The sequence below is a fragment of the Bradyrhizobium symbiodeficiens genome, assembly GCF_002266465.3.
Lineage (GTDB): Bacteria > Pseudomonadota > Alphaproteobacteria > Rhizobiales > Xanthobacteraceae > Bradyrhizobium > Bradyrhizobium symbiodeficiens.
In genome coordinates, this window is the sequence record NZ_CP029427.2 from 163,070 (window position 1) to 184,498 (window position 21,429).

Genomic DNA, 21,429 nt, shown 5'->3' on the forward strand with positions numbered 1-21,429 from the left:
CTGGCGGCAGAGGGCCGCCTGGCGGCGTTCAGCATAACGGCTGGGAACTGATCGATCGTAACGGGCGACCCGCCCGTCCGTCCCGACGCGGCGGCCTCCCCCGCGAAGGGGGAGGCTGGTAGAGCGTGTGGGGTCCAAGCCGTCCGCATCATCACCCTCTTGGGGATCAGGCGGACTTCTTGTTGTTCTTGTCGTCGTCGACTTCGGTGAACTCCGCATCGACGACGTCGTCCTTGGCCGCGTCCCTCTTGGCATCGGCCTCGGCCTGCTGCGTGTACATGGCCTCGCCGAGCTTCATCGAAGCCTGGGCCAGCGTCTGGGTCTTGGCCTTGATCGCCTCGGCATCGTCGCCCTTCAGCGCTTCCTTGAGGTCGCCGACGGCATCCTCGATGGCGCGGCGCTCGGTCTCGCCGACCTTCGAACCGTGCTCGGCCAAAGCCTTCTCGGTCGAATGCACCAGACCATCCGCCTCGTTCTTCGCGGTCACGGCCTCGCGGCGCTTCTTGTCCGCCTCGGCATTGGCCTCGGCGTCCTTGACCATCTTCTCGATGTCGGCTTCCGACAGGCCGCCGGAGGCCTGGATGCGGATCTGCTGCTCCTTGCCGGTGGCCTTGTCCTTGGCCGAGACGTTGACGATGCCGTTGGCGTCGATGTCGAAAGTCACCTCGATCTGCGGCATGCCGCGCGGAGCTGGCGGAATGCCCATCAGGTCGAACTGGCCGAGCATCTTGTTGTCGGCCGCCATTTCACGCTCGCCCTGGAAGACGCGGATGGTGACCGCGTTCTGGCTGTCCTCGGCGGTCGAGAACACCTGGCTCTTCTTGGTCGGGATCGTGGTGTTGCGCTCGATGATCCGGGTGAACACGCCACCAAGCGTCTCGATGCCCAGCGACAGCGGGGTGACGTCGAGCAGCAGCACGTCCTTGACGTCGCCCTGGAGCACGCCGGCCTGGATCGCAGCGCCGATCGCCACGACCTCGTCCGGGTTGACGCCCTTGTGCGGCTCCTTGCCGAACAGCTGCTTCACGACTTCTTGGACCTTCGGCATGCGCGACATGCCACCGACCAGAACCACTTCGCCGATCTCACCGGCGGTGAGGCCGGCGTCCTTGATCGCCTTGCGGCAGGGCTCGACGGTCTTCTGGACGAGGTCGTCGACCAGCGCTTCGAACTTGGCGCGGGTGAGCTTCATCGTCAGATGCTTCGGGCCGGTCTGGTCCGCGGTGATGAAGGGCAGGTTGATCTCGGTCTGCGTCGTCGAGGACAGCTCGATCTTGGCCTTTTCAGCGGCTTCCTTCAGGCGCTGCAACGCGAGCTTGTCGTTGCGCAGGTTGATGCCCTGCTCCTTCTGGAATTCGTCGGCGAGATAGCCGACCAGACGCATGTCGAAGTCTTCCCCGCCGAGGAAGGTGTCGCCGTTGGTCGACTTCACCTCGAACACGCCGTCGCCGATTTCGAGAATGGAGATATCGAACGTGCCGCCGCCGAGATCGTACACGGCGATCGTGCCGGCCTTGGTCTTGTCGAGGCCATAGGCGAGCGCAGCCGCGGTCGGTTCGTTGATGATGCGCAGAACTTCGAGGCCCGCGATCTTGCCGGCGTCCTTGGTCGCCTGGCGCTGGGCGTCGTTGAAGTAGGCGGGAACGGTGATGACGGCCTGATCGACCTTCTGGCCGAGATGGGCTTCCGCGGTCTCCTTCATCTTCTGCAGGATGAACGCCGAGACCTGCGAGGGCGAGTAGGTCTGGCCGTCGGCCTCGACCCAGGCATCGCCGTTGGAAGCCTTCACGATCTTGTAGGGGACGAGCTTCTTGTCCTTCTCGACCATCGGGTCGTCGTAGCGGCGGCCGATGAGGCGCTTCACCGCGAAGAAGGTGCGCTCGGGATTGGTAACGGCCTGGCGCTTGGCCGGCTGGCCGACGAGGCGCTCACCGTCGTCCGTCACGGCGACGATCGAAGGCGTCGTGCGCATGCCTTCGGAATTCTCGATGACTTTGGCGTTCTTGCCATCCATCACGGCGACGCACGAATTCGTGGTGCCGAGATCGATCCCAATGACCTTTCCCATGGTCCTGTATCCTTGTTTTTGCGGCAGGTTGGCTGGGCCCAGAAGGCACCCGACCGAAACCCCCTAAGATCAAACATCCGCGATATTGCGATGATTGAGGCTCATATAGGAGGGGGGGAGGGGCCCGCAAGGACCGAAGCGACGTTTCTGCCGTGAAAACATTGGGTTTTGGATGATGATATCCGGGCTCCACCGCCCTTGCGGGTGAGGAATTATTAACAGGTTCAGGCGTCAGCAAGCCCCGGCTACCGCAAGCCCGCCCGCCCGGTTGCCGCAAGCCCAAACCCGGTAAAAGGCGGACCGGCCGGGCAGCCGCCATGGCTGCTCCACGCGACAAAGCGGCCCGGTCGCCGACCATCGAACGGCCTCAATGTGAACCAATCAGAGTGCCCATGAAGCTGATCCGTCCCCTCGCCGCGCTCGCCCTCCTGATAGCCTCCGCGTTTCAGGCTCTCGCCGCCGACGCCGTGTTTCCACCCGGCTTGCGCCTCGGCATGGTGCCGCTGGTCGGCCTCAGCACGGCAAAAACCTTTCCCGGCTTCGAGAGCGAGGACGGCAACGTCAAGGTGCTGATCACCGAGCTGCCGCCGGCGGCCTATGGCGAGGTCGCGAGCGCCTTCAATTCCAATCCGGCCGGCACAGGCGGCGTCAAGCAGGACAAGATCGAGACACCCGCAGGCCTCGCCTATTTCACCACCGAGAGCGGCAAGGCCGGCGACACCCCGGTGAAGCGATATTCGATGATCGTGCCGGGCGCCGGCTTCTCCGGCTATGTCGCGGTGCAAGTGCCGGAGAATGCGACCAAGATCTACTCGGATGAGGCGGTGCGGCAGATGTTCGCGAGCGCCACCACCCGCAAGCAGGTCTCGGCAGAGGAGCAGATCGGGTTGATGCCGTTCAAGATCACCGATCTCGCCGAATTCAAGGACATCCGCACGCTGGCGCCGGGCGCGAGCATCATCCTGGCCGACGGCGACGAGAGTACCGGCTATGAGTCGAAGCCGTTCATGATCCTCGGCGTGATCGGCGCCACGCCGCAGCAGGCCGACGACCGCGCCCGCTTCGCCCAGGAGGCGGCGCTGCAGATCCCCGGCGTGCGCGAATCGCGCGTCACCATGTCCGAGCCGATCCGCATCAACGGCCAGCAGGGTTTCGAGACCCGGATCGACGGCGTCAGCGGCAAGGACAAGGTCCCGGTCACCGTGGTGCAGTGGATCCGCTTCTCGACCGGCGGCGCCTCGCTGCGCATCGTCGCCAGCGCCCCGCGCGACCAGTGGCCGGCCGCCTTCACCCGCTTCCGCGCCGTGCGCGACGGGATTCAGCCGAAGGGCTGAGGCGCGAAACACATTCGGTGTCTCCCCGCGGAGGCGGGGATCCATACCGCGTGATCTCGCGGTTGCAAAAAGGTCTTCGCCAAACTTCTCCCTGTGGTTATGGATCCCGGGCTCGCGCTTTGCGCGCCCCGGGATGACGGTGCTGTGGGCTTGTCAGGCCAACCCTCCCCAATGCCGGCCGCATTTTCCGGCTTCTGTTCGTGTACGAACGGAACTAGGCTTCGCTCCCGTTGGATCACCCTGAAGGGAGGCAACGATGCTGGATCGACGGCAAGTCCTCGCAATGCTTGGAACGACGGCGCTTGCGACTCTCGCGCCAACGGCACTCTTTGCAGCGGCATCGATCAAGCCGGACGATGCATCCGCGCTGCTCGTGATCGACGTGCAGAACTGCTTCCTGCCCGGCGGCAGCCTCGCGGTGAAAGAGGGCGAGCAAGTGGTGCCCGTCATCAACAAGATCTCGAAGGCGTTTGCCAACGTGGTGATGACGCAGGACTGGCACACGCCGGGCCATATCTCGTTTGCGTCAGTGCATTCCGGCAAGAAGCCGTTCGAGACCGTCGACCTTCCCTACGGCAAGCAGGTGCTGTGGCCCGACCATTGCGTGCAGGGCACCGACGGCGCTTCGCTGTCGAAGGACCTCGCGATTCCGCACGCCGAGCTGATCATCCGCAAGGGCTTTCACAAGGACGTCGACAGCTATTCGGCCTTTCTCGAAGCCGACGGCAAGACCTCGACGGGCCTTGCCGGCTATCTCAAGGGCCGCAAGATCAAGCGCGTCTTCGTCGCTGGCCTCGCGACGGATTTCTGCGTCGCCTGGACCGCGCTCGACGCGCGCAAGGCGGGCTTCGAGGTCTATGTGGTGGAAGACGCCTGCCGCGGCATCGACAATCAGGGATCGCTCGCCAAAGCCTGGGCCGATATGGCCAAGGCCGGCGTGAAGCGGATTCAGTCTGCGGATATCGCGGTGAGCGCGTAATCGGCGCGAACAACTGCAAGACCCTCATCCTGAGGAGCGCGCTTCTTCGCGCGCGTCTCGAAGGATGAAGGCCCCGCTGCGGCAGCCTGGCCTACATGGTTCGAGACGGCGCTAACGCGCCTCCTCACCATGAGGATCGATCAGTTCGCCGCGCTGTTCGGCTCATTGGTGTTGGCGGCCGGCGCGGGCTTCGCGCCGCCCTTGGCGACGCCGACCAGGGCCGGGCGAAGCACGCGCTCGCCGATCGTGTAGCCGGCCTGCATGACCTGCACGACGGTTCCTGATGGCACCGACGCATCAGGCACTTCGTACATCGCCTGGTGGAAGTTCGGGTCGAACTTCTGGCCCTGCGGATCCAGCTTCTTCACGCCGTGCTTTTCCAGCGCGTTGAGCAGCGAACGCTCGGTGAGCTCGACACCCTCGATCAGCGCGGTCAGGCCGGGATCGGCCGTGGCGCGGGCCTCGGGTGGAACGGCATCGAGCGCGCGCTGGAGATTGTCGGCAATGTCGAGCACGTCGCGGGCAAAGCCGGTGATGCCGTAGAGGCGGGCGTCGGCGACTTCCTTGGTGGTGCGCTTGCGCAAATTCTCCATCTCGGCCAGCGTCCGCAGCATGCGGTCGCGCGCCTCGGCGGCTTCCTTCTGCAACGTTTCGACCGAGCCGGGCTCGGGATCGTCGGGCATGATGTAGGGTTTCGACACCACGGGCTCGCCGGTCGCAGCAGTCGTGTCTTCGGGTTGCCGGTCTCGATCGGTCATCGGCTCATTTCTCGAATTGGTCTGGTTTTGAAGTCGCGTGGGACTTTTTCTGGCCCGGATATCGTGCTTCGGGCGCCGAAAATCAAGCGCCCGTGAACGGATCAAACGCCGGTCAGCCTCCCAGCAGGCGACTGACGATGCGGGCGGCGTAGTCCACGGTCGGGATCACGCGGGCATAATTCAGCCGCGTCGGCCCGATTACACCCAAAACGCCCACGATATGGCCGGCGGCATCCCGATAGGGCGAGATGATGGTGGAGGACCCCGACAGCGAAAACAGCTTGTTCTCGCTGCCGATGAAGATGCGCACGCCCTCGGCGGTCTCGGCGCGCCCCAACAGGTCGATAACGCCGCGCTTGGTCTCGAGATCGTCGAACAAGAGCCGAACCCGCTCCAGATCCTCCAGCGCATGCAGATCTTCCAGCAGATTGGCGTGGCCGCGGACGATAAGCTGGCGGTCCTCGGTCTCGCCGCCGGACCAGCTGGCGATTCCGGCGGAAATCACCTTCTGTGCCAGCTGATCGAGCTCGGCGCGGGCCTCTCCAAGCGCCGTCTCGAGCTCGAGCCGGGCCTCGGCCAGGGTCCGGCCGCGGATGCGCGCATTGAGGAAATTGCCGGCCTCGGTGATCGCCGAGGAGGGAACTCCGGGGGGCAGCGACAGCACGCGGTTTTCGACCTGGCCGTCCTCGCCGACCAGGATCACCAGCGCCTTTTCCGGTTCCAGCCGGACGAATTCGATGTGCTTCAGCCGCGCATTGGATTTCGGCGTCAGCACCACCGCGGCAGCGCGGGTCAGGCCCGACAGCCGCGTCAGCGCCTGGTCCAGCGCCGCCTCGACCGAGTGCGCCTGGCCGACGGAGGTGAGCTGGCTCTGAATCGATTGCCGCTCGGCCTCGTTGAGGTCGCCGACCTGCATCAGGGCATCGACGAAGAAGCGCAGGCCGAGTTCCGTCGGCAGCCGGCCGGCGGAGGTGTGGGGCGCATAGATCAGGCCTAGCTGTTCCAGATCGGCCATGACGTTGCGGACCGAGGCCGGCGACAGCGGCATGGCGATCAGGCGCGAGATATTGCGCGAGCCCACGGGTTCACCGGTCGCGAGATAACTTTCGACAATTTGACGAAAGATGTCGCGGGAACGCTCGTTGAGCTGGGCGAGGCCCGCGCGCGGCGCGATCAGATGGATCGGATCGTGATGGGCCACAGACGGTAACTCCTGTCAGACGCATGTAATCTGTCCATCCGGGAGGGTTCTGACAAGCGTCGCGATTGCAGGGCGGAGAACCGGAGGGTGAAAAAGCCTTGTCCTTTCCCCTTGCCGCATACCCTCACCCCACCTACAAGCACCGCGAACAGCCCTACACCGACGAGTTTTGGAGGATTTCCCATGCGGCCAAGCCGCCGTGCGCCCGACGAATTGCGCCCCGTGACGCTGGAGCGCGGCGTGGTCAAATATGCGGAAGGCTCCTGCCTGGTGAAATTCGGCGACACCCATGTGCTGGTCACCGCCACGCTGGAAGATCGCCTGCCGCCGTGGCTGAAGGGCCAGGGCCGCGGCTGGGTCACCGCCGAATACGGCATGCTGCCGCGCGCGACCTCCGAACGCACGCGCCGCGAGGCCGCCGCCGGCAAGCAGAGCGGCCGCACCGTCGAGATCCAGCGCCTGATCGGCCGCTCGCTTCGCACCATCGTCAATCTCGAAGCGCTCGGCGAGCGTCAGATTACGGTCGATTGCGACGTGCTCCAGGCCGACGGCGGCACGCGCACGGCCTCGATCACCGGCGCCTGGGTCGCGCTCGCCGACTGCATCAGCTGGATGAAGGCGCGCAACATGATCAAGGCCAACGTGATGCGCGACAACGTCGCTGCGATCTCCTGCGGCATCTACAACGGCACGCCGGTGCTCGATCTCGACTACGCCGAGGATTCGGAAGCCCAGACCGACGCCAATTTCGTCATGACCGGCGATGGCCGCATCATCGAGGTGCAAGGCACCGCGGAACGCGAACCGTTCACGCAGGACGAGTTCCTGGCACTGATGGCGCTGGCCCAGAAGGGCATCGCGCGTCTGGTGGACTTGCAGAAACTGGCTGTCGCGTAGTCAATAAGCTCATGCACCGCCGAATCACCGGAAAGCTGGTCATCGCCACCCACAATCCCGGCAAGCTCGCCGAGATGCGCGAGCTTTTGGCGCCTTACGGCATCGAGGCGGTGTCCGCGGGTGAACTCGGCCTGGACGAGCCCGACGAGACCGGCAACGATTTCCGCAGCAATGCCGCGATCAAGGCGATCGCGGCGGCGCAGGCGACCAGGCTTCCCGCGTTTGCCGACGATTCCGGCATCGTGGTCGACACGCTCGACGGCGCACCCGGAATCTACAGCGCGCGCTGGGCCGGCCCGACCAAGGATTTCAACGCGGCGATGGCGCAGATCGAGCGCCTGTTGCAGGAGCGCGGCGCGACCACACCGGACAAGCGCAAGGCCCACTTCGTCTCCGCGCTCTGCGTCGCCTGGCCCGACGATCATCTCGAAGAGGTGGAGGCGCGCGCCGACGGCACGCTGGTCTGGCCGCCGCGCGGCACCGCCGGCTTCGGCTATGACCCCATGTTCTTGCCCGACGGCCACAGCCGCACCTTCGGCGAGATGGAAAGCATCGAGAAGCACGGCCTGCCGCCGCTCGGCCTCGGCCTGTCGCATCGCGCCCGCGCCTTCGTGAAACTTGCGGAGATCTGCCTTGAGCCGCGCTAGACCGTTTTCGAGCGAAGTGGATACCGGTTCGCGCCAGGAAAACGCGTCACAACAAGAATCCGAAGCCTTCGGCGTCTACGTGCACTGGCCGTTCTGCCTGTCGAAGTGCCCCTATTGCGACTTCAACAGCCACGTCCGCCACGCCGCGATCGACGAGGCGCGCTTCGCTTCCGCCTTCGCACGCGAGATCGAAACGACCGCGCAGCGCTCGCCGGGCCGTGAGGTCACCTCGATCTTTCTCGGCGGCGGCACACCGTCGCTGATGCAGCCGGCAACCGTCGGCGCGGTGCTCGATGCCATCGGCAAGCACTGGACCGTCGCCGGCGACGTCGAAGTGACGCTTGAGGCGAATCCGACCAGCGTCGAGGCCACGCGCTTTGCCGGCTATCGCGCAGCCGGCGTCAACCGTGTCTCGCTCGGCGTGCAGGCGCTCGACGATGCCTCGCTGAAGGCGCTTGGCCGCATGCACAGCGCGCGCGAGGCGCTCGACGCCGTCGCCATCGCGCGCCGCTCGTTCGACCGCTATTCGTTCGACCTGATCTACGCCCGCCCCGACCAGACGCCGGCGATGTGGGCCGATGAATTGCGCCTCGCCATCGATGAAGCCGCCGAGCATCTGTCGCTCTATCAATTGACGATCGAGGAAGGCACGCCGTTTTTCGGCCTGCACCAGGCCGGCAAGCTGAAGACGCCGGACGAAGCAGTCGCGCGCGCGCTCTACGACGTCACGCAGGAAACCTGCGACAAGCTCGGTCTGCCCGCCTACGAGATCTCCAATCACGCGCGGCGCGGCGCCGAGTGCCGGCACAATCTGGTTTACTGGCGCGGCGAGGAATATGCCGGCATCGGCCCGGGCGCCCACGGCCGGCTCGACATCGACGGCATCAGGCATGCCATCGCCACCGAGAAGCGTCCCGAGGCCTGGTTGATGCGGGTCGAGACCAACGGCCATGGTGTCGTCACCGACGATCTCCTCAACAGCGAAGAGCGCGCCGACGAATTCCTGCTGATGGGATTGCGTTTGGCCGAGGGCATCGACCCCGAGCGTTACAAAGCTCTCTCCGGCCGCCCGCTCGACCCCAAGCGCATCGCGCTGCTGCGCGAGGAGGGCGCGATCACGGTCGATGCGACGGGCCGCCTGCGCGTGACGAGCAGTGGATTTCCGGTGCTCGATGCGGTGGTCGCGGATCTCGCGGCGTAAGTCTAAGCCAAGTCGGCGGTGCGCTCCCTCGCCCGCTTGCGGGAGAGGGGTGGGGAGAGGGTGTCTCCGCAACGGGACAATCCCCTAGAGGAAAGAACCCTCACCCAGCGCTTTGCGCCGACCTCTCCCGCAATCGGGAGAGGTGAACCACCTACGCCCCAAAGCTCTTCGGCGATCCCGCGACCGCAACGCCGCCACCCTGCGTCACCTTCATCACCGCGAGCCCCCGCTCATTGGTGCCGTCGGCGCGGAAGCGGAACAGGCCGTCGATGCCGGCGAATCCCGACGGATTGGTGAGCACGTCAGACGAGAAGCGCGTGGTGCCTTGCGTACGCGCCAGCGCGGCGACGAGGGCGACCGCGTCATAGGCCAGCGTCGCGGTGCGAATCGGCTCCGCGCCGTATTTGGTGCGGTAGCGGCCGGAGAACGCGCGAAAGCCGGCCGGATCTGGCGCGGCGTAGAGGCCGCCCTGCAGGCTTGCATTGGCATAGACGCGGGGATTGTCCCACAGGCCGGTGCCGAGCAGCTGGATGTTGCGCAAGTTGGCGCCCGCCGCCGTCATCGCATCTGCGACCGACACCACGGCATCGCCGTCATCGGCGATGAACAGCGCATCGGCGCTGCCGAGCTGCTGCGCCACGGTGCGCGCCGGCGTGGCGCGATCGGCGCCGTATTTCTCGAAGGCGACGATGCGTCCGCCACGGCGTGGCACGGCCGCCTTCACCGCGGCCTCGACGACGTTGCCATAGGCATTGTCGGGGACCAGCACGGCGACGGAGCGCTTTCCGACGCTGGCGGAATACTCGACGATGCGGTTGACGTCGGACTCCGGCAGGAAGGAAAGCAGATAGACGCCGCGGCCGGCGATGCTGGAATCGGTCGAGAACGCGATCACCGAGATGCCGCGCGTGCGCGCGACTTGCGCCACCGCCGGCACCGATTGCGCGAACAGCGGTCCCAGAATGATCTCGGCGCCTTCGTCGACAGCCTGCTGCGCGGCAGCCTGCGCGCCTTGCGGGCTGCCATTGTCGTCCTTGATCAGCAGCTGGATGTTCGGGTTCTGGAACTCGGCCAGCGCCATCTCGGCGGCGTTGCGCATGGATTGCGCGGCAAGGCCGGCATTACCGGCGGCCGAGAGTGGCAGGATCACGGCGACCTTGACGCCGCCGGTGCCCGCGGTCGTTGCCTGTTGCGGGGGACCTGCCGGCTGAGCCGGCGGCGTCGAGCTCGAGAACGGGCTGGAGAACTGGCTCAGGCTCTGCTGCACGCCGGCACAGGCCGACAGCAGGGGCGCGCCGAGCAGCAGGCCGAGCGCGCTCCGGCGGGTCGCCCCTGACATCAGGGGCCCCGGAACGGGAGATTTTGGATAACGCGGGCCCACCATGCAGCTTCTCTTCTGACCCGCCGGCGCCGGCCGGTCACGATATTCTTTCCACGACACAAGCCGCGGATTCAGGCATATTGTCGGCAAATAGTTAACCGAAACAAAAGGATAATAGCCGCTTAACGCGGCCGCTTTCCTGTTCCAGCAGCTGTTTGCCCTCGCTCATTCAGCATCAAGGCGGTGTTTCGGTCGCGAATATGGCGCGAGAGCCCTCACTGCCTCTCGACGCGATCCTGAATCGATCACATTCCCGTCCGTTCCCCACCCCTCACCTCGGCACGATCTTTTTCGGCGAGCCGGTTCCCAGCCCTGCGGATCGTGCCTAAGTTGACTTCATTATGCGCGCAAAGCCGGCCCCGATAAATACGCCTGAAGCTCAAGACGCCGCCTCGCGCGGTTTCTCCATCGATGCCCATCGCCTTGCGGCGCCGAAGGCGGCACCGGGCCTGCATCTGGTCGCAACCCCCATCGGCAATCTCGGCGACATCACGTTGCGGGCGCTCCAGACCCTCGCCGGCGTCGACGTCATCGCCTGCGAGGACACCCGAATCACGCGGCGCCTGACCGAGCGCTACGCCATCGCGGCGCAGCTCAAGCAATATCACGAGCACAATGCGGAAGCCGCGCGTCCGAAAATCCTGGAGGCGCTGGGGCAGGGTGGCTCGATTGCACTGGTCTCGGATGCCGGCACGCCGCTGATCTCCGATCCCGGCTTCAAGCTGGTGCGCGAGGTCTGCGCCGCCGGCCATGCGGTCTATGCCCTGCCTGGCCCATCCTCGGTGCTGGCGGCGCTGTCGGTCGCGGCACTGCCGACCGACCGCTTCTTTTTCGAAGGCTTCCTGCCGGCGAAGTCAGCCGCGCGAAAGGCGCGCTTGACGGAGCTTGCGCGCATCGACGCCACGCTGGTGATGTTCGACTCCGGAAACCGCGTGCAGGACACACTCGCAGAGCTCGCCGAGATCATGGGTACGCGCGAGGCCGCGATCTGCCGCGAGCTGACCAAGCTGCACGAGGAGATCTCGCGCGCACCGTTGAGCCAGCTGGCGCGCGAAGCCGATACGCTGGAGACGCGCGGCGAGTTCGTTCTGGTGATCGCTCCGCCGGCGGCCGACGCCGAGATGCTGACATCGGATGCGCTGGACGATCTGTTGCGCGAGCAGCTTGCCGCGCACAGCGTCAAGGATGCCGTGGCGCACGCGGTCGCACTCTCGGGCCGGCCGCGACGCGAGGTCTATGCCCGCGCGCTCGAGCTCGCCAAAGACCTGAGGGGCGGCGATGGTGAAGACTGAGGTCCCGGCGGAACCGAAGGTCGCCTCGCCCGAGCGCGTCGCCGCGTTCCATACCGGCATCTCCGCAGAGAGCCGCGCAGCCGCCTATCTGATGGCCAAGGGCTATCGTATCCTCGCCAAGCGCTACCGCACCCCGCATGGCGAGATTGACATCGTGGCGCGCCGCCGCAATCTGATCGCCTTCGTCGAGGTCAAGGCGCGCGCCACGCTGGATGACGCCGCCTTCGCCGTGACGCCGCGCCAGCAGCAGCGCATCATCAATGCCGCGCAAGGCTGGCTCGTCGCGCATCCCGAGCATGCCGAATTCGAATTGCGATTCGACGCCATGCTGATTGCGCCGAAGCGACTTCCGCGCCATGTGTTGGCGGCATTCGACGCCTCGACCTGAAAGGCAGACCATGAAACTGAACGTCGCCGTCCAGATGGACCCCATCGCCCGCATCAACATCAAGGGCGATTCCACCTTTGCGCTGCTGCTGGAGGCGCAGAAGCGCGGCCATGGCCTGTCCTATTACACGCCCGACAAGCTCTCGATGGTCGGCGAGGAGATCGTGGCGCCGGTTCAGCTCCTGACCGTGCGCGACGAGCCCGGCAATCACTTCACGCTCGGTGAACCCAGGCGCGAGGCGCTGAACGGCTTTGACGTGGTGCTGCTGCGCCAGGACCCGCCGTTCGACCTCGCCTACATCACCTCGACGCATCTTCTGGAGCGCATCCATCCGAAGACGCTGGTGGTCAACGATCCCGCCTCGGTGCGCAACGCGCCGGAAAAGCTGTTCGTGATGAACTTTCCGCAGCTGATGCCGCCGACCCTGATCTCGCGCGACCTGGACGAGATCAACGCCTTCCGCGACAAGCACGGTGCCGTCGTCATGAAGCCGCTGCACGGCCATGGCGGCGCGGCAGTGTTCCGCGTGATGCCGCAGGACATGAATTTCGGCTCGCTGTACGACATGTTCTCGGTGACGTTCCGGGAGCCCTGGGTGATCCAGCAATTCATCCCCGAGGTGAGGCACGGCGACAAGCGCATCATCCTGGTCAACGGCGAGTTCGCCGGCGCGGTCAACCGCGTGCCGGCCGCCGACGACCTCCGCTCCAACATGGTGCGCGGCGGCGCGGCCCAGGAGACCGAACTCACCCCGCGCGAGCGCGAGATCTGCGCCACCGTCGGCCCGGCGCTGCGCGAGCGCGGCCTGCTGTTCGTCGGCATCGACGTCATCAACGGCAACCTCACCGAAATCAACGTGACCTCGCCCACCGGCATCCGCGCTATCGCGCGCCTCGGCGGGCCAGACGTCGCGGCGAAAGTCTGGGACGTCATCGAGCAGAAGAGAAAGTAGTAGCACTCTGCAATGACTGCGTTGAGGAGAGCGCGAACTCTCCTCAACGTCGCCCCGGCGAACGCCGGGCGTCGTGGAGCGCAGCTGCGATCCCGGCGGCACGCAACCGCCCTCATCGCTAACCGCCCATTCACCATGATGCCGTGCGTGTCATTCGAACGAACTTGCCGCACTGCGTGAATCTACGGGGCCGCTGGCCGACCGAATAACGCCTCGTTCACCATCTGCCGAGAACCAGCATCGTGGCTGGCCGTCGCGTTCAGCCTCGCAACACCCCTTATACTTTTACAACCTACTCATCGACGTCGGGGAACCCGCCACGTGCGGTTCGAGTGCCCCGCGTATGAGTAAAAGCGTATGAACACCGCACGTATCGTCGTTCTCGTCATCGCGCTGGGCGCCGGCGGCGTCGCGGCCTATCTGGCGAGCGGCTTCGACAACAAGCCCGCGCCCGTCCTGCCCGCCGCCGAGAAGCTGCCAACCGTCGAGGTCCTCGTCGCCAAGTCCGACATCGGGCTCGGGCAGGCCGTGAAGCCCGAGGACCTGCAATGGCAAGCCTGGCCTGCGGCAACTGCGAGCAGCGCCTTCATCCGCCGCGACAGCAGGCCCGAGGCGCAGACCCAGATCGCCGGCTCGATCGCCCGCGTCCCGCTGATGCAGGGCGAGCCGATCCGCGAGCAGAAGCTGGTCAAGGCCGACGGCTCCGGCTTCATGGCCGCGATCCTGCCCGCCGGGATGCGCGCCGTTTCCACCGAGATTTCAGCCGAGACCGCCGCCGGCGGCTTCATCCTTCCGAATGACCGCGTCGACATCGTCCTGACCCGCCGCCTGAAGAACCCCGACGGCGCCAACAACAACAATGGTCCGACCGGCGGCAACGACCTCGTCCTGTCCGAGGTCATCCTGACCAATATCCGCGTGCTCGCGATCGATCAGGCGCCGAAGGAGAAGGACGGCCAGAACGCCGTCGTCGGCAAGACCGTCACGCTCGAGCTCCGGCCCGACCAGGTCGCAGTCCTCGCAGCCGCGCGCCAGGGCGGCACGCTCCAGCTCGCGCTGCGGAGCATCGTCGATGCCAACGCAGTGGACGGCACGCCTGAGGACCAGGGGATCAAGCGTGCGGGCGGCGTGAACGTGATCCGTTACGGGGTGCAGGCACGGCAATTGACGTCACAGAAGTGATGGTGGGAATCGCATGAACTACGGGGATGATCGGACGGGCCTGCGCCTTCGGGGGAAGCGCACGCGCTCGTTCTGGACGGGGACGATGCTGATGCTGGGGCTGCTCGCGGCCCCAGACCTCGTCAGTGCGGGGGATGCGCCGGTCGGCGACCAGGCGCCGATGCAGGCACCGGATCTCGGCGTGTCGTCGGTTGCGACGATCGCGCCGACGAGGACGCGTTTTCTCTCGCTCGGCGTCGGCAAATCCGTCGTCATCGACCTGCCGCGCGAGGTCAAGGACGTGCTGGTAGCTGATCCCAAGATCGCCAATGCAGTCATCCGCTCGGCCCAGCGCGCCTATATCATCGGAGGTCAGGTCGGCCAGACCAACGTCGTGTTCTTCACCGCCGACGGCCAGCAGGTCGCCGCCTATGACATCGCAGTGAAGCGCGATCTCAACGGCATGCGCGCGGCCTTGCGCCAGTCGCTGCCGGGCGTTCAGATCGAAGGCGTCGGCGACAGCGTGATGCTGACCGGATCGGTGTCGAGCCCGGTCGAGGCCCAGCAGGCCGGCGACGTCGCCGCAAAGCTGGTCGGCGGTTCGGACAAGGTCGTCAACAACATCGTCGTGCGAGGCCGCGACCAGGTGATGCTCAAGGTCGTCGTCGGAGAAGTGCGCCGCGACATCGTCAAGCAGCTCGGCGTCGATCTCAGCGCCAGCCTGAACGCTGGCACCGCGGTGGTGAATTTCAACAATTCCAACCCGTTCTCGGTCTCGGGCGGGCCGATCGTCGGGAGCAACGGGCTCGGTGTCTCCGGCGTCACCAAGGGCATCGCCACCGTCAGCGCCACCATGCGCGCGATGGAAAGCGCCGGCGTCATGCGCACGCTCGCCGAACCAAGCCTGACCGCGATCTCGGGCGAATCCGCCACCTTCATCGCCGGCGGCGAATTCCCAATTCCAGCAGGCTATTCCTGCGATCCCGTCACCCACGTCTGTACCACCCAGATCACCTACAAGAAGTTCGGCATCTCGCTGAACTTCACCCCGGTCGTGCTCAGCGAAGGCCGCATCAGCCTGCGCGTGATGACCGAGGTCTCGGAGTTGTCGAATACGAATTCGATCACCTTGACGCAGGCGGTGTCCTCGACCTCGAGCAACTCGATCACCATCCCCTCGATCCAGACCCGCCGCGCCGAGACGACACTGGAGATTCCCTCCGGCGGCTCGATGGCGATGGCCGGCCTGATCCAGCAGCAGACCAAGCAGGCGATCAACGGCCTTCCCGGCATCGACCAGGTGCCGATCATCGGCGCACTGTTCCGCAGCCAGGACTTCGTCAACAACGAGACCGAACTGATGGTGATCGTGACGCCCTACGTGGTGCGCGCGGTCGCCCAGAAGGAATTGGCGCGGCCCGACGACGGCTTCGCGCCGGCCTCGGATGCGCAGACCGCACTGCTCGGCCGCATGAACCGCCTCTATGGCGTCGCGCGCCGTGTCGACCCGATCGCCGGCACGCCGGGCGATTTCGGCTTCATCATCGACTGAGGCGAACGGACGGCTGGGGAACGGGCAGGATTCGGGCAAGAGGGGATGAGGCGATGACGACAACATCTGCCGATCGACGTCGCAAGCTGCAGATCGCGCTGGCACTGACGGGGCTCTCCGTCATGCTCGGCGCCTGCAACACCACCGGCGAGATCGTCACCCAGACGGTGCCGACCGACTATCGCCAGCGCCACCCGATCGCGGTGCAGGAAGGCAAGAAGTCGATCGTGATCTTCGTCGGCAAGGCGAGGGGTGGCCTGTCGCCCCCGCAGCATTCGGACGTCGCGGGCATCGCCCGGGACTGGGTGCGCGAGGGCACCGGCTCCGTCGTCGTCGACGTTCCCGTCGACAGCTCGAATTCGCGCGCGGCGGCCGCGACCTATCAGGAAATCCGTTCCGTGCTCGCATCCGGCGGCGTGCCGTCGCGTGCCATCGTCCAGCATCCCTACCGTCCCGAAGATCCTGGGCTGCTGCCCACCATCCGCCTGAGCTATTCGAAGATGGCCGCGGTGGCCGGCCCCTGCGGGCTGTGGCCGGAAGACCTCGGCCCCTCGATCCTCGATCCCGGCTACAACGAAAACCGCCCCTACTTCAATCTCGGCTGCGCCAGCCAGCGCAATCTCGCCGCGATGATCGACAATCCGGCCGACCTCGAGCAGCCGCGATCCGAGACGCCGGCCTATACCGCGCGGCGCGACATCGCCTTTGACCGCTATCGCAAGGGCACTGCGATCTCGACTCCCAATTCTGAATCCGACAAGGCCAAGCTCAGCGACACAGGCAAATGACCGTTATCCACGACGAAGAAGCGGACGATCCGCAGCACCCCGAGGAACACATTGCGCCGGTTCCCCGCATCTCGGTGCAGGCCTTTTGCGAGACCGAGAAGACGCTCGCCGCGGTGACCGCGGCGGGGCAGGACCGCCGGCTGGCCAAGGCGCACCTCACCGCCAAGGACGGCGGCCTTGCCGCGGCGATCGAAGTCTATGAAACGATGCCGACGCCGAACGTGATCGTGATCGAATCCGACGGCACCCGCGACATCCTCGAGGGACTCGACGACCTCGCCGGCGTCTGCGACCCCGGCACCCGCGTGGTCGTGATCGGCAATCCCAACGACACCGCGCCCTATCGCGAGCTGGTGCGCCGCGGCGTCAACGATTATGTGGTGGGACCGGTCGAAACCCTCGACGTCGTCCGCTCGATCTGCAGCCTGTTCTCGGCCTCCGAGGCCATCATCACCGGCCGCGTCATCGCGGTGGTCGGCGCCAAGGGCGGCGTCGGCGCTTCCACCGTCGCGCACAATCTGGCCTGGACCATCGCGCGTGACCTCGCGCTCGATTCCGTCGTGATCGACCTCGACCTCGCCTTCGGCACCGCGGGCCTCGACTACAACCAGGACCCGGTGCAGGGCATCGCCAACGCGGTGCTGTCGCAGGACCGGCCGGACACCGCGCTGATGGAGCGCCTGCTCTCCAAATGCACCGAGCGTCTCAGCCTGCTCGCGGCGCCCGCCACGCTCGACCGCGTCTATGATTTCGGCGCCGAAGCCTTCGACGCCGTGTTCGACACGCTGCGCATGACCACGCCCTGCATCGTGCTCGACGTCCCCCACCAATGGTCCGGCTGGACCCGGCGCGCGCTGGTGAACGCCGACGACATCCTCATCGTGGCCGAGCCGGATCTTGCCAATTTGCGCAACACCAAGAACATGCTGAGTGTGCTGAAGGCGGCGCGGCCGAACGACCGGCCGCCGCTGTACTGCATCAACCAGGTCGGTATGCACAAGCGCGCGGAGATCGACGTCAAATCGTTCGCCAAGACCATGGAAAGCCAACCGATCGCGGTGATCCCGTTCGATTCGAAACTGTTCTCGACCGCGGCCAATAACGGCCAGATGATCGCGGAGGTCTCCAAGAGCCACCGCACCACCGAGCTGTTCCAGAACATGGCGAACCGCCTCGCCGGCCGCGGCGAGGTCAAGAAGCCGAAGCGCTCGCTGCTCGGGCCGCTGCTGAAGAAGCTGAAGGGCAGGTCAAGCCGCAACTCCGCGCCGCATCGCAAGGCGTCATAAGGGTACACAGAAAGGGGCGGATTATTTGTCCGCCCGCTGCTGCTGCTTCTTCGCCAGCAACTGCCGCAGCGCCGCGACCTTGGCGGCTGCCTGGTCCGGCGGCAAATCTGCCTTGACGAGGATTTCGGCCTCGGCCTCACGGCCCTGCAATCCCAGCACCAGCGCGAGATTGGCGCGGATCCGCGCATCGTTCTGATTGCGCTGATAAGCGCGGCCGAGCACCTGCTCGGCCTTCGGCAGATTGTTTTCCAGCATATAGGACAGGCCGAGATTGGACAGCACGGTCGGCTCGTCCGGCACGATCTTCAACGCCGCGGCATAATATTGCTGCGCCTCCTCGTTACGGCCGAGCTGATCGAGCGCCGCACCCTGCGCCGACAGGATGCGCCAATCCGGATCCTCGGGCGTGTGCGCGCGGCTGAGGACGTCGAAGGCCTGCTGGAAACTGCCGCTGTCGGCGAGCGCGCGGCCGTAGCCGGCGAGCAGCGCCTTGTTGCTGGGATGGGCGAGCACCGCCTGCTCCATGACCGCAACCGCCTGCGCGCGCTGGCCGCTCTCGCGCAACGCCTTGCCGTAGGCGAGCGCAACGTTGGGATCACTGGGCTTGGCGCGATAGCGCTCGCGCAACGCGTCCAATTCGGGCCTGGCGTCGGCCTTGGCAGCCGTTTCCGATCTGACACCAAGCGCGCCGGTCACATCCTCGATGCCCGCGGTCTGGCAGCCGCCGAGGGCTAGGGCGAGAAAGGCGGGAAACAGCAATCTCGCCGGGGGAGAGGCGAGGGGCGAACGCTTGGACATACTCTGATCACTCGGCAACAGATCAGAGATGCTTACCGATTAACGCTAAAGTCCCGTTAAGGAAGCGGCCTGCGAGAGCTCAGTCGGTGAACTCGGCACCGAATTCGCAGCCGATGCGCCAGCGCAGGCGGCACTGGCGGGAATAGTCGGGGGCGAAGATGATGGTGAATTGCGGCGGCACTTCCAGGAATTCCGCTACCACTTTCACGCCGCCATCCGAAATATCGGTGATCGTGCAGTCCCGCGGCAGCGAGCCCGCGCCAAAATGGATCTTGGCGAGCCGGCTGCACATCCGACGTTCGCTTCTCCGGCGATTTGCAAGCATTTGAACTGTTCACCCGTTGACCACGGCCCATCCCGCAAGCGTAGGAGTAGCTGACAATTGTTGGGATGTGCTGAGTGGAGCCGGTTGCATTCGAGGCGTAGTGTCGGCGTGGCGTTTACGATTGGTTAGAGGATTGGTCGCCGCGCAGGATCGTTCCCGTATTGTTCTTGCGCAAGGTGGCCGGCTATGCTACCCCTAATTGTGAAAAGGGGCAGGCTGGTTTGAGCATGGTTCAGCGGGTTTCCACCGTCGCCTTTGAGGGGATCGAGGCCCGTGCGGTCGACGTGCAGGTGCAGGTCGCGCCCGGTTTGCCGGCGTTCGCGATCGTCGGCCTGCCGGACAAGGCGGTGTCGGAGGCGCGCGAGCGGGTGCGCTCGGCGCTGATCGCCTCGGGGCTGGCGCTGCCGGCGCGCCGGATCATCGTCAATCTGGCGCCGGCCGACCTCCCGAAGGAAGGCAGCCATTACGATCTACCGATCGCGCTCGGGCTGATGGCGGCGATCGGCGCGATCCCGCCGGATGCACTGACCGGCTTCACCGTGCTCGGCGAGCTCGGTCTCGACGGCTCGATCGCGCCCGTGGCCGGCGTTCTTCCCGCCGCGTTCGGCGCCAATATGCGCGAGGAAGGGCTGATCTGCCCAGCCTCGTGCGGTTCCGAAGCGGCGTGGGCGAGCCCGGACATCCAGATCATCGCGGCAAGCTCGCTGATCCAGATCGCCAACCACTTCAAGGGCACGCAGGTGCTGTCGCGGCCGTCGCCGAAGGTGCACGAGCCCGCCGCCTCCACACTCGATTTGCGCGACATCAAGGGTCAGGAAAGCGCCAAACGGGCGCTGGAGATCGCGGCCGCAGGCGGCCATCATCTGCTCATGATCGGCGCGCCCGGCGCCGGCAAATCGATGCTGGCGGCGCGGCTGCCCTCGATCCTGCCGCCGCTGTCGCCGGGCGAACTGCTGGAGGTCTCGATGATCGCCTCCGTGGCCGGCGAGATCAAGGACGGCGCGCTGACCGCGCGGCGGCCATTCCGCTCGCCGCATCATTCCGCGAGCATGGCCGCGCTCACCGGCGGCGGCATGCGCGCAAAACCCGGCGAGATCTCGCTGGCGCATCAGGGCGTGCTGTTCCTCGACGAATTGCCGGAGTTTGATCCGCGCGTGCTGGATTCGCTGCGGCAGCCTCTGGAGAACGGCGAGGTCGCGGTGTCGCGCGCCAATCATCGCGTCACTTACCCCGCGCGCTTCATGCTGGTCGCAGCGATGAATCCGTGCCGCTGCGGCAACGCCTTCGAGCCCGGCTATGCCTGCAAGCGCGGCCGCCTCGATCGCTGCACCGGCGACTACCAGGCGCGCATCTCCGGCCCGCTGATGGACCGGATCGATCTGCGCATCGAAGTTCCCGCCGTGACCGCCGCCGATCTGATCCTGCCGCCGCCGGCGGAAGGCTCCGCCGAAGTCGCCGCCCGTGTGGCGGCCGCGCGCGACATCCAGCTCGCGCGTTATGCCGATGCCGGCCTGCCCAAGGTTCGCACCAATGCCGAAGCCCCGGCCTCCGTGCTGGAAGAGATCGCAAAGCCGGACGCGCAAGGCCAGAAGCTGCTGCGCGAAGCCGCCGAAACCATGCGGCTGTCGGCGCGCGGCTATCACCGCGTGCTGCGGGTGGCGCGCACGCTCGCCGACCTCGATCGCGCCGACAAGATCGGCCGGTTGCATCTGGCCGAAGCGCTGTCCTACCGCGCACTCGCGGAGGATGTGCGGCAGCTGGCTTGATCATTCCACGCCATCAACCCGGCGGTAACGAGTTTCCTTTACGCTCTGCAAACCATAAGGCCCACTGAGTTCCCGTACCGGGCCCGGCGAGTAGAGCGTCATGTTGCGTTTCAAGATCCTGGCCTCGGTTGTTCCCTTGTTGGCGGCTGCGGTGTTCGCGCGCTCGGAGATCGGATCGGTCTCGCATCCCTGCATCGCCCTCGGCGAAACCTCGATCGAGCTCACCTCGCTGTTCTGGACCGCCGGCGTCCATGTCGCCTTCACCGAAGATCCCGCCCGGGCCACGGTGCGGGTTCAGATCACCGACGATGCCGACGCCGCGGACTTTGTCGTGGTCGACGACGGTCTCGGGTCCGAGCCGGAGTCCTGCCAGGCCAATCCCTCGACGCGCCTGGTCTCGATTGCCGCTCAGCCCGTCGATGGCGGCCAGGTGATCTATCTCTCCACTGAGGGTCCGGCGGATTACCGCATCTATGTGCGCTCGAAGTCGTTTTCGCAGCGCGAGGCCGCGGCGCTGATCGTCGGCGCCCATGGCGGCCATCGCCCGCTCCCGCTTCAGGCCGCTTCGCTCTGACGCGCGCCGGGATCTTGAGGCGTTAACACCTCGTCAACCCTGTTTGGAGGCGACGCCAAAGCCTCAAGCTGTTCGCAAGGT

Annotated in this window: 20 protein-coding genes; 14 read left to right on the plus strand and 6 right to left on the minus strand. The window is 66.0% G+C overall.

Features of this window, described 5'->3' with window-relative positions:
• Positions 1-166: 166 nt before the first annotated feature.
• Positions 167-2,068 (minus strand): molecular chaperone DnaK, encoded by a 1,902-nt coding sequence (gene dnaK, locus CIT39_RS00760; protein WP_094976019.1) that lies wholly within the window; start codon positions 2,066-2,068, stop codon positions 167-169.
• A 392-nt stretch (positions 2,069-2,460) separates the two neighbouring features.
• On the opposite strand from dnaK, the gene CIT39_RS00765 reads away from it, so the two are divergent.
• On the plus strand, positions 2,461-3,402 hold the full coding sequence (locus CIT39_RS00765; RefSeq protein ID WP_162308830.1) for a hypothetical protein: 942 nt from the start codon (positions 2,461-2,463) through the stop codon (positions 3,400-3,402).
• Positions 3,403-3,658: 256 nt separating this feature from the next.
• Positions 3,659-4,381, plus strand: coding sequence for a bifunctional nicotinamidase/pyrazinamidase (pncA, locus tag CIT39_RS00770; protein WP_094976017.1), 723 nt, complete (start codon positions 3,659-3,661; stop codon positions 4,379-4,381).
• Between the two features lie 140 nt (positions 4,382-4,521).
• On the opposite strand, the gene grpE is transcribed toward pncA, so the two are convergent.
• Positions 4,522-5,139: a nucleotide exchange factor GrpE gene (gene grpE, locus CIT39_RS00775; RefSeq protein ID WP_094976016.1), complete on the minus strand. Its 618-nt coding sequence runs from the start codon at positions 5,137-5,139 to the stop codon at positions 4,522-4,524.
• 112 nt (positions 5,140-5,251) lie between these two features.
• Positions 5,252-6,340, minus strand: coding sequence for a heat-inducible transcriptional repressor HrcA (gene hrcA, locus CIT39_RS00780; protein ID WP_094976015.1), 1,089 nt, complete (start codon positions 6,338-6,340; stop codon positions 5,252-5,254).
• A gap of 183 nt (positions 6,341-6,523) precedes the next feature.
• Between hrcA and rph the strand changes: the two genes are divergently transcribed.
• From rph to hemW, 3 genes are read left to right on the plus strand one after another with little or no spacing between them, the layout of a single operon-like run.
• Positions 6,524-7,237: a ribonuclease PH gene (gene rph, locus CIT39_RS00785; RefSeq protein WP_094976014.1), complete on the plus strand. Its 714-nt coding sequence runs from the start codon at positions 6,524-6,526 to the stop codon at positions 7,235-7,237.
• Between the two features lie 11 nt (positions 7,238-7,248).
• A complete protein-coding gene (gene rdgB / locus CIT39_RS00790) occupies positions 7,249-7,884 on the plus strand; it encodes an RdgB/HAM1 family non-canonical purine NTP pyrophosphatase (RefSeq protein ID WP_094976013.1) in 636 nt (211 codons plus the stop codon).
• Positions 7,885-7,900: 16 nt separating this feature from the next.
• The gene (hemW, locus tag CIT39_RS00795; protein WP_094976012.1) at positions 7,901-9,085 is read left to right on the plus strand and encodes a radical SAM family heme chaperone HemW; all 1,185 of its coding nucleotides are present in this window, start codon (positions 7,901-7,903) and stop codon (positions 9,083-9,085) included.
• 151 nt (positions 9,086-9,236) lie between these two features.
• Here the strand turns inward: hemW and CIT39_RS00800 are convergent, their stop codons facing one another.
• Positions 9,237-10,469: a penicillin-binding protein activator gene (locus CIT39_RS00800; RefSeq protein ID WP_181955129.1), complete on the minus strand. Its 1,233-nt coding sequence runs from the start codon at positions 10,467-10,469 to the stop codon at positions 9,237-9,239.
• 338 nt (positions 10,470-10,807) lie between these two features.
• Between CIT39_RS00800 and rsmI the strand changes: the two genes are divergently transcribed.
• The 7 genes from rsmI (at position 10,808) to CIT39_RS00835 (ending at position 17,885) form a co-directional block, all read left to right on the plus strand.
• Positions 10,808-11,758 (plus strand): 16S rRNA (cytidine(1402)-2'-O)-methyltransferase, encoded by a 951-nt coding sequence (rsmI, locus tag CIT39_RS00805; protein ID WP_094976010.1) that lies wholly within the window; start codon positions 10,808-10,810, stop codon positions 11,756-11,758.
• Positions 11,745-12,146 (plus strand): YraN family protein, encoded by a 402-nt coding sequence (locus CIT39_RS00810; protein WP_094976009.1) that lies wholly within the window; start codon positions 11,745-11,747, stop codon positions 12,144-12,146. Before rsmI ends, CIT39_RS00810 begins: the two co-directional genes overlap by 14 nt.
• Positions 12,147-12,156: 10 nt before the next feature.
• On the plus strand, positions 12,157-13,098 hold the full coding sequence (gene gshB, locus CIT39_RS00815) for a glutathione synthase (protein WP_094976008.1): 942 nt from the start codon (positions 12,157-12,159) through the stop codon (positions 13,096-13,098).
• Positions 13,099-13,455: 357 nt separating this feature from the next.
• Positions 13,456-14,280, plus strand: coding sequence for a Flp pilus assembly protein CpaB (gene cpaB / locus CIT39_RS00820; protein ID WP_094976007.1), 825 nt, complete (start codon positions 13,456-13,458; stop codon positions 14,278-14,280).
• Between the two features lie 13 nt (positions 14,281-14,293).
• Positions 14,294-15,811 (plus strand): type II and III secretion system protein family protein, encoded by a 1,518-nt coding sequence (locus tag CIT39_RS00825; protein WP_094976006.1) that lies wholly within the window; start codon positions 14,294-14,296, stop codon positions 15,809-15,811.
• 53 nt (positions 15,812-15,864) lie between these two features.
• Positions 15,865-16,599 (plus strand): CpaD family pilus assembly protein, encoded by a 735-nt coding sequence (locus CIT39_RS00830; protein ID WP_094976005.1) that lies wholly within the window; start codon positions 15,865-15,867, stop codon positions 16,597-16,599.
• Complete coding sequence (locus CIT39_RS00835; protein ID WP_094976004.1) at positions 16,596-17,885, plus strand: CpaE/TadZ family protein; 1,290 nt, start codon at positions 16,596-16,598, stop codon at positions 17,883-17,885. Before CIT39_RS00830 ends, CIT39_RS00835 begins: the two co-directional genes overlap by 4 nt.
• A 21-nt stretch (positions 17,886-17,906) precedes the next feature.
• Here CIT39_RS00835 and CIT39_RS00840 read toward each other — a convergent pair whose 3' ends face one another.
• A complete protein-coding gene (locus CIT39_RS00840) occupies positions 17,907-18,683 on the minus strand; it encodes a tetratricopeptide repeat protein (RefSeq protein ID WP_094976003.1) in 777 nt (258 codons plus the stop codon).
• 79 nt (positions 18,684-18,762) lie between these two features.
• Positions 18,763-19,008 carry a PilZ domain-containing protein gene (locus CIT39_RS00845; RefSeq protein WP_091965316.1) on the minus strand — a complete coding sequence of 82 codons (246 nt, stop codon included), beginning with the start codon at positions 19,006-19,008 and terminating at the stop codon, positions 18,763-18,765.
• Between the two features lie 227 nt (positions 19,009-19,235).
• Here CIT39_RS00845 and CIT39_RS00850 point away from each other — a divergent pair, with 227 nt between their 5' ends.
• Positions 19,236-20,774: a YifB family Mg chelatase-like AAA ATPase gene (locus CIT39_RS00850; protein ID WP_094976002.1), complete on the plus strand. Its 1,539-nt coding sequence runs from the start codon at positions 19,236-19,238 to the stop codon at positions 20,772-20,774.
• Between the two features lie 100 nt (positions 20,775-20,874).
• Positions 20,875-21,348 carry a hypothetical protein gene (locus CIT39_RS00855; protein WP_094976001.1) on the plus strand — a complete coding sequence of 158 codons (474 nt, stop codon included), beginning with the start codon at positions 20,875-20,877 and terminating at the stop codon, positions 21,346-21,348.
• Positions 21,349-21,429: the final 81 nt, after the last annotated feature.